Here is a 16,008-nt window from a genome sequence, read left to right as displayed (position 1 = left end):
ATGTTGTGGCCAGGGACGCTGATCGGCGCCGGGGCTGGCTTTGCCATTGCCAGTATTCCGGGGGCCTTGTTGGGTGCGCTGTTGGGGCAGGCGCTGGATCGCCGAATGCAACTGCACAGTTGGGCACAGTTGCGCGAGCGCTTGGGCGGGCGTCCGGCGTTACGCAATGACGAGTTATTGTTTGTGTTGCTCGGGCGCCTGGCTAAAAGCAATGGGCGTGTGGTGGATGGGCATATCCAGCAGGCGCGGCAAGAAATGCGCTCGCTGGACATGACCGACTCGGCCCAGCGCCGTGCGATTGCAGCGTTCAACCGTGGCAAGTCCGGTTCCGACCGGGTGCGCCGCTACCTTCGTGTGCTCAAGTCCCAACCCCATGCGGCGGAAGGTGTGTTGCGTGCGTGTTGGCGGATGGTCTGGGCGGACGGCAAGGCGGATGACGCCGAGCGTGATTTGATCGACCTGTGGGGTAAGTGGTTGGGCTGGACACCGCAACAGCTCCAGGCATTGGCGGCCGACTACACTCCTGAGCGCAAGCCGCTGGTCAATCGCGGTACGACCTATCAGGAAGCGTTGCGCTTGCTCGGTGTGACAGCTACCACAGAGCCCTCGGCCATCAAGCGTGCCTATCGCCGTCTGCTGAGCCGTCACCATCCGGACAAGGTGGCCGGCAGTGGTGCCAGCCCTGCGCAAGTGCGTGAGGCGACCGAGCGCACCCGTGAACTGCACAACGCCTATGCGTTGATTCGCGAGCGCCGGGATTTCCGTTAGAGGCCACTCTTTCACGGATAACCACATTGGTTTTGCGCTGATCCTCAGTCGGCGCTGGCCTGCGGGCTCAACCAGCCGCGAATCCGGCGATACAACTGTTCCTGCTCGGCGGCGCTGTTGCCGGGCAGGGTCTTCAATGACACCTGCTTATAGCCGTCATTCTTCAGACGCTTCGCGGCCTGGGCGCGCGCCAGGGCGTTTTTGCGTGCTTGAGCGTTGTCTTGATAGAAGACGTCGGCCGTCGGCAGCTTCAGCGCCGGCGCCAGTTGCTGCACATCCGGATGACGCCCGGTAGGCGTCTGGGCGGCAACCATCACGAGCTTCTGCACCTGGGACGGTTGTTTTTCACTCAGGTAACGCGCCGCCCACCAGGCGCCGGTGCCATGGCCCACCAGCACCACAGTGCGTGCGCTCTGGGTCTGGGCAAAGGCCACGGCGGCATCGATGCGCGCAAAGATGCGCGAGGCGTCGGTCTTGTCCTGCTCGTCGGCGCCCGTCACCACCGCCGGGTCGGTGCCTTCCGCCTCGGCGCTGGCGGCTTGCTCGATCGGTTTGTCGGCGGTGCTCGCTTCTTTACTGCTGGTGTCGACGGTGGCGTTGGACGCTTCCATGACGCGCGGCGGCAGGGTGTCCATGCTCACATCCGGTAATGACAGGCTGAGGCTGCCCCAATTGGCATCCGGCAATTTCTGTCGCAACGGACCGATTGCTTGCGGCCAGTCAGCATTTTCGCCGGCGCCCGGTACGATAATCACCACACCTTCGGGCTCGGCGCTGTTGGCCGGTTTCCACAGGGCGAGGAATGAATCACTGCCGGCCTGCAACTGTTGTTGTTCCTGCTGCGGAATTTTGCGTTCCAGCGCGCTGGCCTCTTCCTGGCTACGCTCGGGCAGGGGCTGGCGTTCGACAGGTTTTTCGGCGGCCGGCGCGGGGGCCTCAGCCGCCTGCGCAGAAAAGGCACTGGTAAACAGCAGTGACAGGCACAATGCTGGCAGTGCCGAACGGTTTCGATAGGACATCGTTAATTCCCGGCCAGAAGTGATTCCAGCAGCCTAATGGGTTGGTCAGTATTTGTCAGTGATGTGAGACGTGGATCATGGGTTTTCGCTGTCTGCTGGTTATCGGCTGTTTGTGTTTTGCCTTGATGGCAAACGCCGCGCCTGCGCCCATTGGGCCACAGGCGCAGCTCACTGCGCAGCAGCGCGAATGGCTGGGCCAGCACCCGGAGCTGCGGGTGGGCCTGGTGTTGCAGGCGCCTTACGCGCAATACGACCGGCGTCTGCAGCGCTTGTCCGGGGCGAATGTCGAGCTGATGCAATGGCTGGCCAAGGCGCTGAACATCGAGCTGACCTGGCGCAACTTCCCTGATCAGGAACAACTGGAAGCGGCGGTACGCGACGACGAGGTGGACATTGCCCCCGGCCTGCAGCAAACCCCGGCCGGTTTGCGCCTGTGGCAGTTCACCGACCCGTATATGCGTGTGCCTCAACATATTGTCGGCATCCGCGAGGGCGGTGGTGCCGTGGAGCTGGAGAAGCTCGACGATCAATCCCGTGTTGCCGTGCGCATGCCCAGCGCCGTGGCCGATTACCTGCGCAGTACCTACCCCGGCCTCAACCTGCAAGGCGTGCCCATGGAGCGCCAGGCCTTGCAATTGTTGGTCAGCCAGCAGGCGCGTTATGCCGTTGTGGATGAAGCGCAATTAAGCCGCTTGTCCGCAGAGGCGGAGTTCAGCGGGCTGGCGGTGGTGGGGGATATCGGCCTGCCGCAATTGCTGCGGGTGGCTACTCGCCGGGATTGGCCTGAACTGGCCAGCATCATGGAAAGTGCTCTGAACGCCATCCCGGCCCGCGACCTGGATCAACTGCACAGTCGCTGGCTGCAACCCAAATATCCACGTTTATCCGAATCCAAGGGCCTTTGGCAGAACCTCAGCCTGCTGCTCGGCCTGTTGCTGCTCGCCAGCCTGGCCGTGGTGTTCTGGCTGCGCCGCCAGCAACGCGTGCTGGAGCACGACCTGCTGGCTGCCCGCGAAGAAAGCGCGGCCCGTGCCGCCGGTGCCGAAGCGCTGCGCTTGACGCAGTTTTCCATCGACCAAAGCACCGTCGGCATCCTGTGGGTCAATTGGGATAGCCATGTGCGCTACGCCAATCGTGCGGCCGAGAGTATGCTCGGTTACGAGCCCGGCGCACTGATCGAACGACCGCTGGTCGACCTCGACCCGACCCTGGATATGGACCGCTGGCTCAACCTGTGGAAGCGCGCACGGGCCAGCGAAGAGGGGCCGCAGAATTTCGCCACCGATTGTTTGCGCGCCGATGGCAGCATCCTGCCGGCCAACGTGTCCTTGAGCTTTCTGCGATTTGCCGAGGCCGAGTACCTGGTGGTCTACCTGAACGATGTCACCGAACTGCGCCGCACCCTGGCCGCCTTGATGCAAAGTGAAGCGCAACTGCGCGAGTTGTCCGCCCACCTGGAAACCGTGCGCGAAGAAGAAAAGGCTCGCATCGCCCGGGAAGTGCACGACGAACTCGGGCAAATGCTCACGGTGCTCAAGCTGGAAACCTCCATGTGCGAGCTGTCCTATGCGCAACTGGATCCTGGCCTGCACGAGCGCTTGAACAGCATGAAGCGCCTGATCGCCCAACTGTTCCAGTTGGTGCGGGACGTGGCGACGGCGCTGCGCCCACCGATTCTCGATGCCGGTATTGCCTCGGCGATTGAATGGCAAGCACGGCGTTTCGAAGCGCGTACGCAAATCCCCTGCCTGGTGCAGGTACCGGATAACCTGCCGACCTTGAGCGATGCCAAGGCCATCGGCCTGTTCCGTATCCTGCAAGAGGCGCTGACCAATGTGATGCGCCATGCCCAGGCGCATACTGTCGAGCTGACCCTGGCGGTGGAAGGCAACGACCTGCGGCTGACCATCAGCGACGACGGCGTCGGTTTCGTCCAGGCCCAGGGGCGCCCGGTGTCGTTTGGTCTGGTGGGGATGCGCGAGCGTGTGCTGATCATGGGTGGGCAGCTGAGCCTGGACAGTCAATTGGGCGAGGGCACCACCCTGAGTGTCACGGTGCCGTTGGATGCATAACGATAAGAGGAAGCCCTTGTGATCCGTGTACTGGTAGCCGAAGACCACACCATTGTGCGTGAAGGCATCAAGCAATTGATCGGCCTGGCCAAAGACCTGCTGGTGGTGGGCGAGGCGAGTAATGGCGAGCAGTTGCTGGAGACCTTGCGCCATGTGCCTTGCGAGGTGGTGTTGCTGGACATCTCGATGCCCGGCGTCAATGGCCTGGAAGCCATTGCGCGCATTCGCGCCTTGAACAATCCGCCGGCAATCCTGGTGCTGTCGATGCACGATGAGGCGCAAATGGCCGCCCGCGCCCTGAAGGTGGGTGCTGCGGGTTACGCCACCAAGGACAGCGACCCGGCGCTGCTGCTGATGGCGATTCGCAAGGTCGCGGCCGGCGGGCGTTACATCGACCCGGACCTGGCGGACCGCATGGTCTTCGAGGTCGGCCTGACTGACTCGAGGCCCTTGCATTCGCTGCTGTCCGAGCGTGAATTCTCAGTGTTCGAGCGCCTGGCCCAGGGCGCCAACGTCAATGACATCGCCCAGCAACTGGCGTTGAGCAGCAAGACCATCAGCACCCACAAGGCGCGGCTGATGCAAAAGCTCAATATCACGTCCCTGGCGGAGCTGGTGAAGTACGCGATGGAACACAAGCTGTTGTGACGCCATGCCTGTTTGCGACAGGCCTTGAGCCCCGGTAAAGCCATTCTCGGCGTATGCCGCCGTGGCACTGTTCAATCCCCGCCATCCGTGTAGGGCGATCCCTACCCCAAACCTTCCATCCGGCTGATGCGATTCTCTCCTGGCCCCCGATTTCCGGGGGCTCGCGCCTGGACTACGCTTGTGCCACAGCAGTCCAAAACACAAAGGTGCGGGTATGAGCGAGGCGGATTCAAATGATGTGCTGGTCAGCTTTCGTGGCGTGCAGAAGAGCTACGACGGTGAGAACCTGATCGTCAAAGACCTCAACCTGGAGATTCGCAAGGGCGAGTTCCTCACCTTGCTCGGGCCTTCCGGTTCGGGCAAGACCACCAGCCTGATGATGCTGGCTGGCTTCGAAACGCCGACCGCCGGCGAAATCCAACTGGCCGGGCGCTCGATCAACAACGTGCCGCCGCACAAGCGCGACATCGGCATGGTGTTCCAGAACTACGCACTGTTCCCGCACATGACGGTTGCCGAGAACCTCGCGTTCCCGCTCTCGGTGCGGGGCTTGAGCAAGACCGATATCAGCGAGCGGGTCAAACGCGTGCTGAGCATGGTCCAGCTCGACGCCTTCGCCCAGCGCTATCCGGCGCAACTGTCCGGCGGCCAGCAACAGCGCGTGGCCTTGGCCCGGGCGTTGGTGTTTGAACCGCAGCTGGTACTGATGGACGAACCCCTCGGCGCCCTCGACAAGCAATTGCGCGAACACATGCAGATGGAGATCAAGCACCTGCACCAGCGCCTCGGCGTGACCGTGGTGTACGTGACCCACGACCAGGGCGAAGCCTTGACCATGTCCGACCGCGTGGCGGTGTTCCACCAGGGCGAGATCCAGCAGATCGCCGCGCCGCGCACCTTGTATGAAGAGCCGAAAAACACCTTCGTCGCCAACTTCATCGGTGAAAACAACCGCCTCAATGGCCGCCTGCACAGCCATACCGGCGAGCGCTGCGTGGTAGAGCTGGCGCGCGGCGAGAAGGTCGAGGCGCTGGCGGTGAACGTCGGCCAGATTGGCGGCCCGGTGACCCTGTCGGTGCGCCCCGAGCGTGTCAGCCTCAATGGCTCCAGCGAAAGCTGCGTCAACCGTTTCTCCGGGCGTGTGGCGGAATTTATCTACCTGGGCGACCACGTGCGTGTGCGCCTGGAAGTCTGCGGTAAGGCCGATTTTTTTGTGAAACAACCGATCGCCGAGCTGGACCCGGCCCTGGCGGTCGGCGACGTGGTACCGATTGGCTGGCAAGTCGAGCACGTTCGCGCACTCGACCCACTTCTAGAGGCGAATTGATCGCCCCATGGCTTCACCAACCCTGCACGTGGAGAGAACAACAATGTTGAGATCCCTGAAATATTCCGTCCTGGCCCTGAGCTTGATGGGCGCGACACAGGCCATGGCCGGTCCGGACCTGACCGTCGTGTCCTTTGGTGGCGCGAACAAGGCTGCACAGGTCAAGGCTTTCTATGCACCGTGGGAAAGCGCGGGCAACGGCAAGATTGTCGCCGGTGAGTACAACGGTGAGATGGCCAAGGTCAAAGCCATGGTCGACACCAAGAGCGTGTCCTGGGACTTGGTGGAAGTGGAATCGCCGGAATTGTCCCGCGGCTGTGACGAAGACATGTTCGAGCCGCTGGACCCGAAACTGTTCGGTAACAGCGCCGACTATGTGAAGGGTGCGATCCAGCCGTGCGGCGTGGGCTTCTTCGTATGGTCGACCGTTCTGGCCTACAACGCGGACAAACTGGCTTCTGCGCCAACCAGTTGGGCGGATTTCTGGGACACCAAGAAATTCCCGGGCAAGCGCGGCCTGCGCAAGGGCGCCAAGTACACCCTGGAATTCGCGTTGATGGCCGACGGCGTGGCGCCGAAGGACGTGTACAAAGTGCTGGCCGGCAAAGATGGCCAGGACCGTGCGTTCAAGAAGCTCGACGAACTCAAGCCGTCGATCCAATGGTGGGAAGCCGGCGCACAACCGCCGCAATACCTTGCCTCGGGTGACGTGGTGATGAGCTCGGCCTACAACGGCCGCATCGCCGCCGTGCAAAAAGAAAGCAACCTGAAAGTGGTGTGGAACGGCGGCATCTACGACTTCGACGCCTGGGCCATCCCTAAAGGCCTGGCCAAGGACCGTGCCGAAGCGGCGAAGAAATTCATCGCCTTCTCGGTGCAGCCGCAGCAGCAGAAGACCTACTCGGAAAACATCGCCTACGGCCCGGCCAACACCCAAGCCGTGCCGCTGCTGGCCAAGGACATCCTCAAGGATATGCCGACTACGCCAGAGAACATCGCCAATCAGGTGCAGATCGATGTGAGCTTCTGGGCCGATAACGGCGAGCAGCTGGAGCAGCGCTTCAACTCCTGGGCTGCCAAGTAACACCGCATAACCCTGTGGGGGGGCTTGCCCTCTCCCACAAGGGATTTCTTGCGTGTGAAAGATCGCATTCATTTTCAAGTTTCGGAGTCAGCCATGGCCATCGCCGTTCCCTCGAACGAGGTCAACAGCCCCACCCTCAAGCAGCGCCTGGCGCGTGCCGAGCGGCTCAATCGCTGGAAGGCCCAGGCCTTGATTGCGCCGCTGGTGCTGTTTTTGCTGCTGGTGTTCCTGGTGCCGATTGTTGCGCTGCTGTTTAAAAGCGTCGGCAACCCGGAAGTGGTGGGCGGTCTGCCGCGCACCGTGGTGGCGGTGACGGCCTGGGACGGTCGTGGTCTGCCGGGTGAACCGGTGTATCAGGCTCTGAGTGAGGACCTGGGCGAGGCGCGCAAAAACCAGACCCTGGGCGATCTCTCCAAACGCTTGAACATGGAACTGGCCGGCTATCGCAGCCTGCTGACCAAAACCGCGCGGGCGCTGCCGTTTACCGAAGCGCCTGCCTCTTATAAAGCAGCGCTGGAAAACCTCGATGAACGCTGGGGCGACCCGGCGTACTGGCAGGCGATCCGGCGCAATACCAGCAGCCTGACACCGTTCTACCTGCTGGCGGCCGTCGATCACCGCATCGACGACCTTGGCGAAGTGGCCCCGGCCACCCCGGACCAGGCGATCTACCTGGACATCTTCGCCCGCACCTTCTGGATGGGCCTGGTGATCACCGCCATCTGCCTGTTGCTGGCTTATCCGCTGGCGTATTTGCTGGCTAACCTGCCGGCGCGCAAAAGTAACCTGCTGATGATTCTGGTGTTGCTGCCGTTCTGGACCTCGATCCTGGTGCGGGTGGCGGCGTGGATCGTGCTGCTGCAATCCGGCGGGCTGATCAACAGTGCGCTGATGGGCATGGGCCTGATCGACAAACCCCTGGAGCTGGTGTTCAACCGCACCGGCGTCTACATCTCCATGGTGCATATCCTGCTGCCGTTCATGATTTTGCCGATCTACAGCGTGATGAAAGGCATCTCGCCCACCTACATGCGTGCGGCGATCTCCCTGGGCTGTCACCCGTTCGCCAGCTTCTGGCGCGTGTACTTCCCACAGACGTATGCCGGTGTCGGCGCCGGCTGCCTGTTGGTGTTCATCCTGGCCATTGGTTACTACATCACCCCGGCGCTGCTGGGCAGCCCGAACGACCAGATGGTCAGCTACTTCGTGGCCTTCTACACCAACACCAGCATCAACTGGGGCATGGCGACGGCGTTGGGCGGCTTGCTGCTGCTGGCGACCGTGGTGCTGTACCTGATCTACAACCGGCTGGTGGGCGCCAGCCGCCTGCGCCTGAGCTGAGGAGACCTTGCGATGCTGAGCCCTTATATGTCACCAGTGGAACGGGTGTGGTTCTACAGCTTGCGGATCCTCTGCGGCTTGATCCTGTTGTTCCTGATATTGCCTGTGCTGGTCATCATCCCGCTGTCGTTCAACAGCGGCAGTTTCCTGGTGTATCCGCTGCAAGGTTTCTCGCTGCACTGGTACGAGGATTTCTTCGCCTCGGCGGAATGGATGCGCGCGTTGAAGAACAGCATCATCGTCGCCCCGGCGGCCACGGTGCTGGCCATGGTGTTCGGCACCCTGGCGGCGATCGGCCTGACCCGCGGCAATTTCCCCGGCAAGGCGCTGGTGATGGCCCTGGTGATTTCGCCGATGGTGGTGCCGGTGGTGATTATCGGTGTGGCCAGCTACCTGTTTTTTGCGCCGCTGGGCCTGGGCAACAGTTTCTTCTCGCTGATCGTGGTGCACGCCGTGCTCGGGGTGCCGTTTGTGATCATCACCGTGTCGGCGACCTTGCAGGGTTTCAACCATAACCTGGTACGGGCCGCCGCCAGCCTGGGCGCCTCGCCATTGACGGCGTTTCGTCGAGTGACCCTGCCGCTGATTGCACCGGGGGTCATCTCCGGCGCGCTGTTTGCCTTCGCCACCTCGTTCGATGAGGTAGTAGTGACGCTGTTCCTCGCCGGCCCCGAGCAAGCGACCCTGCCGCGCCAGATGTTCAGCGGCATCCGCGAAAACCTCAGCCCGACGATTGCGGCGGCGGCGACCTTGCTGATTGCCTTCTCGGTGTTGCTGTTGCTGACCCTGGAGTGGCTGCGTGGGCGTAGCGAGAAACTGCGCACGGCCCAAGTCTAAAGCCCAGCACGGCCCCCTCCCACAGGGGGGCTGTGACCATTCAGCGCCTGAATGGAAGACAACCCGATCCAGTCAGCTACTCTTGTGCCAGCCCATCACCGATAAGAGGCCGCGCACATGAGTACTTCCTCATTCAAGATCGCCCACAAATTGCTGACTGGCGCTGGCGCCATTGAGCAACTCGCTGCTGAACTGACGCGCCTGGATGTGGATAACCCGTTGATTGTCACCGACGCGGCGCTGGTCAAGTCCGGCACGGTGGCGCTGGCGCTCGAACACCTGGGTGAACGCCCTTACGAGATTTTCGACCGCGTGCTGCCCGACCCGGAAATCTCCATCGTCGAAGACTGCATGCAGGCGTACCGCGACGGTGGCCACGACGGCCTGATCGGCCTGGGTGGCGGCAGTGCCATCGATATTGCCAAAAGCGTCGCCGCCTATGCCGGTTACCACGGCGCCCTGGCGGACTTATTCGGCGTCGACCAGGTGCCGCGCAAAGGCCCGCCGCTGATCGCCATCCCGACCACGGCCGGTACCGGCTCGGAAGTGACCAATGTGGCGATCCTCTCCGACAAGATCGCGCAGTTGAAGAAAGGCATCGTCAGCGACTACCTGCTGCCGGACGTCGCGCTGATCAGCCCGCAAATGACCCTGACCTGCCCGCGCGGTGTCACCGCCGCCAGTGGCGTGGATGCGCTGGTGCATGCCATTGAGTCCTACCTTTCCCTGAACGCCTCGCCGATCACGGATGCCTTGGCCATCGGTGCGATCAAGCTGATCGCCAAGGCGCTGCCCAAGGCCTACGCCAACCCGGCCAACCTGCAGGCCCGCGATGATATGGCCACCGCCAGCCTGATGGCCGGAATGGCCTTCGGCAATGCCGGGGTGGGCGCAGTGCATGCGTTGGCCTACCCACTGGGCGGGCGGTTCAATATCGCCCATGGCGTCAGCAATGCGCTGTTGCTGCCGTACGTGATGCACTGGAACAAACTGGCCTGTGTCGAGCGCATGCAGGACATCGCCCTGGCCATGGGCGTGAATGTCAGCGGCCTGAGTGTCAACGATGCCGCCGATCAGGCCGTCGAGGCGATGACGCGATTGTGTGCCGCCGTGGAGATTCCTTCCGGCCTGCGCAGTTTCGGGGTTCCCGAGGACGCCATCCCGGCCATGGCCACGGAAGCGGCGGGTATCGAGCGCTTGATGCGCAACAACCCGCGCAAGCTCAGCGCGGCCGATATCGAGAAAATCTATCGGGCGGCGTACTAGCCGTTGAGTTAGGTCACGGTGCGCAGGGCAAAGCATGAGGTATACAATGCGCGCCATCGTGATTTAGCTCAAAAAAGGTGCGTCATGCAGCCCTTCGTTATTGCTCCATCGATTCTCTCCGCCGATTTCGCCCGCCTGGGTGAGGAAGTGGACAAGGTGTTGGCCGCCGGTGCCGACTTCGTGCACTTCGATGTCATGGACAACCACTACGTGCCCAACCTGACGATCGGCCCGATGGTCTGCGCGGCGCTGCGCAAGTACGGCGTCACCGCGCCCATCGACGCGCACCTGATGGTCAGCCCGGTGGATCGCATCATCGGTGACTTCGTTGAAGCCGGTGCTACCTACATCACCTTCCACCCGGAAGCCTCGCTGCACGTCGACCGCACCTTGCAACTGATCCGTGAAGGCGGTTGCAAGGCCGGCCTGGTGTTCAACCCGGCCACACCGCTGGACGTGCTGAAGTACGTGATGGACAAGGTCGACATGGTGCTGCTGATGAGCGTCAACCCAGGCTTCGGCGGGCAGAAGTTCATCCCCGGCACTCTCGACAAGCTGCGCGAAGCCCGTGCGCTGATCGATGCGTCGGGCCGCGACATCCGCCTGGAAATCGACGGTGGGGTCAACGTCAACAATATCCGTGAAATCGCTGCTGCCGGCGCCGACACCTTCGTGGCCGGTTCGGCGATCTTCAACGCCCCGGACTATCAGGAAGTCATCGCCAAGATGCGCGCCGAATTGGCGCTGGCGCGTCCATGAGCGGCTTTGAGCAGTTGTTCCCCGGCAAATTGCCACGGCTGGTGATGTTCGATCTGGACGGTACCTTGATCGACTCGGTGCCAGACCTGGCGGCGGCGGTGGACCAGATGCTGCTCAAGCTGGGGCGCAAGCCGGCGGGGCTTGCGTCAGTACGCGAATGGGTCGGCAATGGTGCGCCGATGCTGGTGCGCCGGGCCCTGGCCAATCACATCGATGCCGAAGGTGTCGATGAGGTTGAGGCCGAGCACGCCCTGGAGCTGTTCAACGCAGCCTATGAGCGCAGCCACGAACTGACCGTGGTTTACCCTGGCGTGCGCGACACCCTCAAATGGCTGAGCAAGCAGGGCGTGGAAATGGCCCTGATCACCAACAAGCCGGAGCGCTTCGTCGCGCCGCTGTTGGACCAGATGAAAATTGGCCGTTATTTCCGCTGGATCATCGGGGGCGATACCTTGCCGCAGAAGAAACCCGACCCGGCGGCGCTGTTTTTCGTGATGAAAATGGCCAATATTCCGGCGTCCCAGTCGTTGTTTGTCGGCGATTCGCGCAGTGACGTGCTGGCGGCGAAAGCGGCCGGCGTGCAGTGCGTGGCCCTGAGTTACGGCTACAACCATGGCCGTCCGATCGCCGAAGAGTCGCCGTCGCTGGTGATTGATGACCTGAGACTGCTAATCCCCGGTTGCTTGGGAGCTGGCGCTGAGATAACGTTGCCCGACATCGATCCGTCCCCTTCTGGAAATTCCATCGTGGTGGTCACTCGCAAACTCTGGATGAAAGTCATCAAGGCCCTGGCCCGCTGGCGTTGGCGCGCCTGACTGATCCTGGCCGCACCCTGCGGCACGTTTGCATACCTGACTGTTAGACCCTCACGCCACGAGGCACCTCATGATCCGCGAAGAATTCCTGCGTTTGGCCGCTGCCGGCTATAACCGTATCCCCCTGGCCTGCGAAACCCTGGCCGACTTCGACACGCCGCTGTCGATCTACCTGAAGCTGGCTGACGAGCCCAACTCCTACCTGCTGGAATCGGTACAGGGCGGTGAGAAGTGGGGCCGTTACTCGATCATCGGCCTGCCATGCCGCACTGTGCTGCGGGTGCACGACCATCATGTGAGCATCACCCATGATGGCGTCGAGATCGAAAGTCATGACGTCGAAGACCCGCTTGCCTTCGTCGAAGCCTTCAAGGCGCGCTACAACGTGCCGACCATCCCAGGCCTGCCGCGCTTCAACGGCGGCCTGGTGGGGTACTTCGGCTACGACTGCGTGCGCTATGTGGAAAAACGCCTGGGCAAATGCCCGAACCCGGACCCGCTGGGTGTGCCGGACATTCTGCTGATGGTCTCCGACGCGGTGGTGGTGTTCGACAACCTCGCCGGCAAGATGCACGCGATCGTGCTCGCCGACCCGTCCCAGGCCGACGCCTTCGAGCAAGGCCAGGCCAGCCTCGAAGCGCTGTTGGAAAAACTGCGCCAGCCGATCACCCCGCGTCGCGGCCTGGACCTTACCCGTCCGCCGGCAGCCGACCCGGTGTTCCGCTCCAGCTTTACCCAGGATGACTATGAGCGTGCGGTCGACACCATCAAGGAATACATCCTCGCCGGTGACTGCATGCAGGTGGTGCCGTCGCAACGCATGTCCATCGACTTCAAGGCTGCGCCCATTGACTTGTACCGGGCGCTGCGCTGCTTCAACCCGACGCCGTACATGTACTTCTTCAACTTTGGCGACTTCCATGTAGTGGGCAGCTCGCCGGAAGTGCTGGTGCGTGTCGAGGACAACCTGATCACCGTGCGCCCGATTGCCGGCACACGCCCGCGTGGCGCGACCGAAGAAGCGGATCTGGCGCTCGAAGAAGACCTGCTCAGCGACGACAAGGAAATTGCCGAACACCTGATGCTGATCGACCTGGGCCGTAATGACACCGGGCGTGTCTCGGAAATCGGTTCGGTGAAGTTGACCGAGAAGATGGTGATTGAGCGCTACTCCAACGTGATGCACATCGTGTCCAACGTCACCGGCGAGTTAAAAGCCGGGCTGACTGCGATGGACGCATTGCGGGCGATTCTGCCGGCGGGCACCTTATCGGGCGCGCCGAAGATCCGTGCGATGGAAATCATCGACGAACTGGAACCGGTCAAGCGAGGTGTCTATGGCGGCGCCGTGGGGTATTTCGCCTGGAACGGCAATATGGACACCGCTATTGCGATTCGCACGGCGGTGATCAAGGACGGGGAGCTGCATGTGCAGGCCGGTGGCGGGATTGTCGCTGACTCGGTGCCGGCCCTCGAATGGGAAGAAACCCTGAACAAGCGCCGCGCGATGTTCCGCGCCGTAGCGCTGGCTGAACAGACCCCCAATTCTTGAGGTTTCCCCATGTTGCTGATGATTGATAACTACGATTCCTTTACCTACAACGTTGTGCAGTACCTGGGGGAGCTGGGCGCCGAGGTCAAGGTGGTTCGCAATGACGAACTGACCGTGGCCGAAATCGCTGCCCTGAACCCGGAGCGCATCGTGGTTTCGCCGGGCCCCTGCACGCCGACCGAGGCGGGTATTTCCCTTGAAGCCATCAAGTACTTCGCCGGCAAGCTGCCGATCCTGGGCGTCTGCCTGGGCCACCAATCCATCGGCCAGGCCTTTGGTGGTGACGTGGTACGCGCGCGCCAGGTGATGCACGGCAAGACCAGCCCGGTATTCCATAAGGACCTGGGCGTATTCCATGCGCTCAACAACCCGGTGACCGTGACCCGCTACCACTCGCTGGTGGTCAAGCGCGAAACCTTGCCGGAATGCCTGGAGCTGACCGCCTGGACCCAACTGGAAGACGGCTCCGTCGACGAGATCATGGGCCTGCGTCACAAGACACTGAACATCGAAGGGGTGCAATTTCACCCCGAATCGATCCTGACCGAGCAGGGCTACGAGCTGTTCGCCAACTTTCTCAAGCAGAGCGGCGGCACGCGCTAAGGACTTTCCATGGATATCAAGACTGCCCTGAGCCGTATCGTCGGCCATCTGGACCTGAGCACCGCTGAAATGAGCGATGTGATGCGCGAAATCATGACCGGTCAATGCACCGACGCGCAGATCGGCGCGTTCATGATGGCGATGCGCATGAAGAGCGAAAGCATCGACGAGATCGTCGGCGCCGTCTCGGTGATGCGTGAGCTGGCGGACAAGGTCGAGCTCAAGACCCTCGACGGCGTGGTCGACGTGGTCGGCACCGGCGGTGACGGTGCGAACATCTTCAACGTCTCGACGGCTTCTTCCTTTGTGGTCGCGGCGGCGGGCTGCACCGTGGCCAAGCACGGTAACCGTGCGGTATCCGGCAAGAGCGGCAGTGCCGACCTGCTGGAAGCGGCCGGCATCTACCTGAACCTGACACCGGTACAAGTGGCGCGCTGCATCGACAACGTCGGCATCGGCTTTATGTTTGCCCAGTCCCATCATGGTGCGATGAAGCACGCCGCCGGCCCGCGCAAAGACCTTGGCCTGCGTACCCTGTTCAACATGCTCGGCCCGCTTACGAATCCGGCCGGTGTGAAGCACCAGGTGGTGGGCGTGTTCAGCCAGGCGCTGTGCCGGCCATTGGCTGAAGTGCTGCAACGCATGGGCAGCAAGCATGTGCTGGTGGTGCATTCCAAAGACGGCCTGGACGAGTTCAGCCTGGCGGCGCCAACGTTTGTGGCTGAGCTGAAGAATGACCAGATCACCGAATACTGGGTCGAGCCGGAAGACCTCGGCATGAAGAGCCAGAGCCTGCACGGCCTGGCGGTGGAAAGCCCGGCGGCGTCGCTGGAACTGATTCGCGATGCCCTGGGGCGTCGCAAGACTGAGAACGGTCAAAAAGCTGCAGAAATGATTGTTCTGAATGCTGGCGCGGCACTTTACGCAGCCGATCATGCCTATAGTCTTAAGGAAGGTGTCGAATTGGCCCACGATGCACTGCACACCGGTCTGGCTCGTGAAAAGCTCGAAGAGCTGGGAGCATTCACCGCTGTATTCAAGATGGAGAATGAAGGATGAGTGTGCCGACCGTTCTGGAAAAAATCCTGGCCCGCAAGGCTGAAGAGGTTGCCGAGCGCCGTGCCCGTGTGAGCCTGGCCGAATTGGAAGCCCAGGCGAAAGCCGCTGACGCACCGCGTGGATTTGCCAAGGCACTGATTGCACAGGCTAAGCTCAAGCAGCCGGCCGTGATTGCCGAGATCAAGAAAGCTTCGCCGAGCAAGGGCGTGATTCGCGAAAACTTTGTACCGGCGGAAATCGCTGTCAGTTACGAGAAGGGTGGGGCGACTTGCCTGTCGGTACTCACCGATATCGATTTTTTCCAGGGTTCCGACCTGTTCCTGCAGCAGGCCCGTGCGGCGTGCAAGTTGCCGGTGATCCGCAAGGATTTCATGGTCGATCCGTACCAGATCGTTGAAGCCCGTGCTTTGGGCGCCGATTGTGTGTTGTTGATCGTCTCCGCACTGGATGATGTGAAGATGGCTGAGCTGGCGGCCGTTGCCAAAAGTGTTGGCCTGGATGTGCTGGTGGAGGTGCACGACGGCGATGAACTGGAGCGCGCACTGAAAACCCTCGACACACCGTTGGTGGGGGTCAATAACCGTAACCTGCACACCTTCGAAGTCAGCCTGGAAAACACCCTCGACCTGCTGCCGCGTATTCCGCGTGACCGCCTGGTGATTACCGAAAGTGGCATCGTCAACCGTGCCGATGTGGAACTGATGGAAATCAGTGACGTTTATTCGTTCCTGGTGGGGGAGACCTTCATGCGCGCCGAGAACCCAGGGGCGGAACTGCAGCGTCTGTTCTTCCCGGAGCGTGGCGTGGCGGTCAGCGGTTCGACGCTCGATTGATTTGAAATGCGATCAAAATGTGGGA

15 protein-coding genes are annotated in these 16,008 nt (G+C 62.0%); 14 read left to right on the top strand and 1 reads right to left on the bottom strand.

Annotation, left to right across the window (positions count from 1 at the left end):
- Complete coding sequence (locus tag ACHPFG_RS28615; RefSeq protein WP_431701069.1) at positions 1-768, top strand: TerB family tellurite resistance protein; 768 nt, start codon at positions 1-3, stop codon at positions 766-768.
- 44 nt (positions 769-812) lie between these two features.
- On the opposite strand, the gene ACHPFG_RS28610 is transcribed toward ACHPFG_RS28615, so the two are convergent.
- Positions 813-1,787 (bottom strand): alpha/beta hydrolase family protein, encoded by a 975-nt coding sequence (locus tag ACHPFG_RS28610; protein ID WP_431701068.1) that lies wholly within the window; start codon positions 1,785-1,787, stop codon positions 813-815.
- Positions 1,788-1,864: 77 nt separating this feature from the next.
- Between ACHPFG_RS28610 and ACHPFG_RS28605 the strand changes: the two genes are divergently transcribed.
- The 13 genes from ACHPFG_RS28605 to trpC all read left to right on the top strand — a co-directional run bounded on the left by ACHPFG_RS28605 (position 1,865) and on the right by trpC (position 15,983).
- On the top strand, positions 1,865-3,859 hold the full coding sequence (locus tag ACHPFG_RS28605; RefSeq protein ID WP_431701067.1) for a histidine kinase: 1,995 nt from the start codon (positions 1,865-1,867) through the stop codon (positions 3,857-3,859).
- An 18-nt stretch (positions 3,860-3,877) separates the two neighbouring features.
- Positions 3,878-4,507 carry a response regulator gene (locus ACHPFG_RS28600; RefSeq protein WP_024077709.1) on the top strand — a complete coding sequence of 210 codons (630 nt, stop codon included), beginning with the start codon at positions 3,878-3,880 and terminating at the stop codon, positions 4,505-4,507.
- A gap of 214 nt (positions 4,508-4,721) precedes the next feature.
- Positions 4,722-5,834 carry an ABC transporter ATP-binding protein gene (locus tag ACHPFG_RS28595; RefSeq protein ID WP_053131173.1) on the top strand — a complete coding sequence of 371 codons (1,113 nt, stop codon included), beginning with the start codon at positions 4,722-4,724 and terminating at the stop codon, positions 5,832-5,834.
- Positions 5,835-5,877: 43 nt separating this feature from the next.
- Positions 5,878-6,918 carry an ABC transporter substrate-binding protein gene (locus ACHPFG_RS28590; RefSeq protein WP_053131175.1) on the top strand — a complete coding sequence of 347 codons (1,041 nt, stop codon included), beginning with the start codon at positions 5,878-5,880 and terminating at the stop codon, positions 6,916-6,918.
- 93 nt (positions 6,919-7,011) lie between these two features.
- Positions 7,012-8,259: an ABC transporter permease gene (locus tag ACHPFG_RS28585; RefSeq protein ID WP_431701066.1), complete on the top strand. Its 1,248-nt coding sequence runs from the start codon at positions 7,012-7,014 to the stop codon at positions 8,257-8,259.
- 12 nt (positions 8,260-8,271) lie between these two features.
- Entirely contained in the window at positions 8,272-9,096 is an 825-nt protein-coding gene (locus ACHPFG_RS28580; RefSeq protein WP_431701065.1) for an ABC transporter permease, read from the top strand.
- Positions 9,097-9,213: 117 nt separating this feature from the next.
- On the top strand, positions 9,214-10,362 hold the full coding sequence (locus tag ACHPFG_RS28575) for an iron-containing alcohol dehydrogenase (RefSeq protein ID WP_431701064.1): 1,149 nt from the start codon (positions 9,214-9,216) through the stop codon (positions 10,360-10,362).
- An 84-nt stretch (positions 10,363-10,446) separates the two neighbouring features.
- Complete coding sequence (gene rpe, locus ACHPFG_RS28570) at positions 10,447-11,121, top strand: ribulose-phosphate 3-epimerase (protein ID WP_131699136.1); 675 nt, start codon at positions 10,447-10,449, stop codon at positions 11,119-11,121.
- Positions 11,118-11,936 (top strand): phosphoglycolate phosphatase, encoded by an 819-nt coding sequence (locus ACHPFG_RS28565; RefSeq protein WP_090401823.1) that lies wholly within the window; start codon positions 11,118-11,120, stop codon positions 11,934-11,936. Before rpe ends, ACHPFG_RS28565 begins: the two co-directional genes overlap by 4 nt.
- Before the next feature lie 70 nt (positions 11,937-12,006).
- Positions 12,007-13,488, top strand: coding sequence for an anthranilate synthase component I (gene trpE, locus ACHPFG_RS28560; RefSeq protein ID WP_131699138.1), 1,482 nt, complete (start codon positions 12,007-12,009; stop codon positions 13,486-13,488).
- 9 nt (positions 13,489-13,497) lie between these two features.
- On the top strand, positions 13,498-14,091 hold the full coding sequence (locus ACHPFG_RS28555) for an aminodeoxychorismate/anthranilate synthase component II (protein ID WP_431701063.1): 594 nt from the start codon (positions 13,498-13,500) through the stop codon (positions 14,089-14,091).
- Positions 14,092-14,100: 9 nt separating this feature from the next.
- Positions 14,101-15,150, top strand: coding sequence for an anthranilate phosphoribosyltransferase (trpD, locus tag ACHPFG_RS28550; protein WP_065938244.1), 1,050 nt, complete (start codon positions 14,101-14,103; stop codon positions 15,148-15,150).
- The gene (trpC, locus tag ACHPFG_RS28545) at positions 15,147-15,983 is read left to right on the top strand and encodes an indole-3-glycerol phosphate synthase TrpC (protein WP_131699139.1); all 837 of its coding nucleotides are present in this window, start codon (positions 15,147-15,149) and stop codon (positions 15,981-15,983) included. The genes trpD and trpC overlap by 4 nt, the downstream gene beginning before the upstream one ends.
- Positions 15,984-16,008: the final 25 nt, after the last annotated feature.

Source organism: Pseudomonas sp. BR20 (assembly GCF_050780135.1).
In the GTDB taxonomy this organism is placed as follows: Bacteria; Pseudomonadota; Gammaproteobacteria; order Pseudomonadales; family Pseudomonadaceae; genus Aquipseudomonas.
Note: the sequence above shows the minus strand (reverse complement) of the source record. Positions and strands in the feature narration are given on the sequence as shown.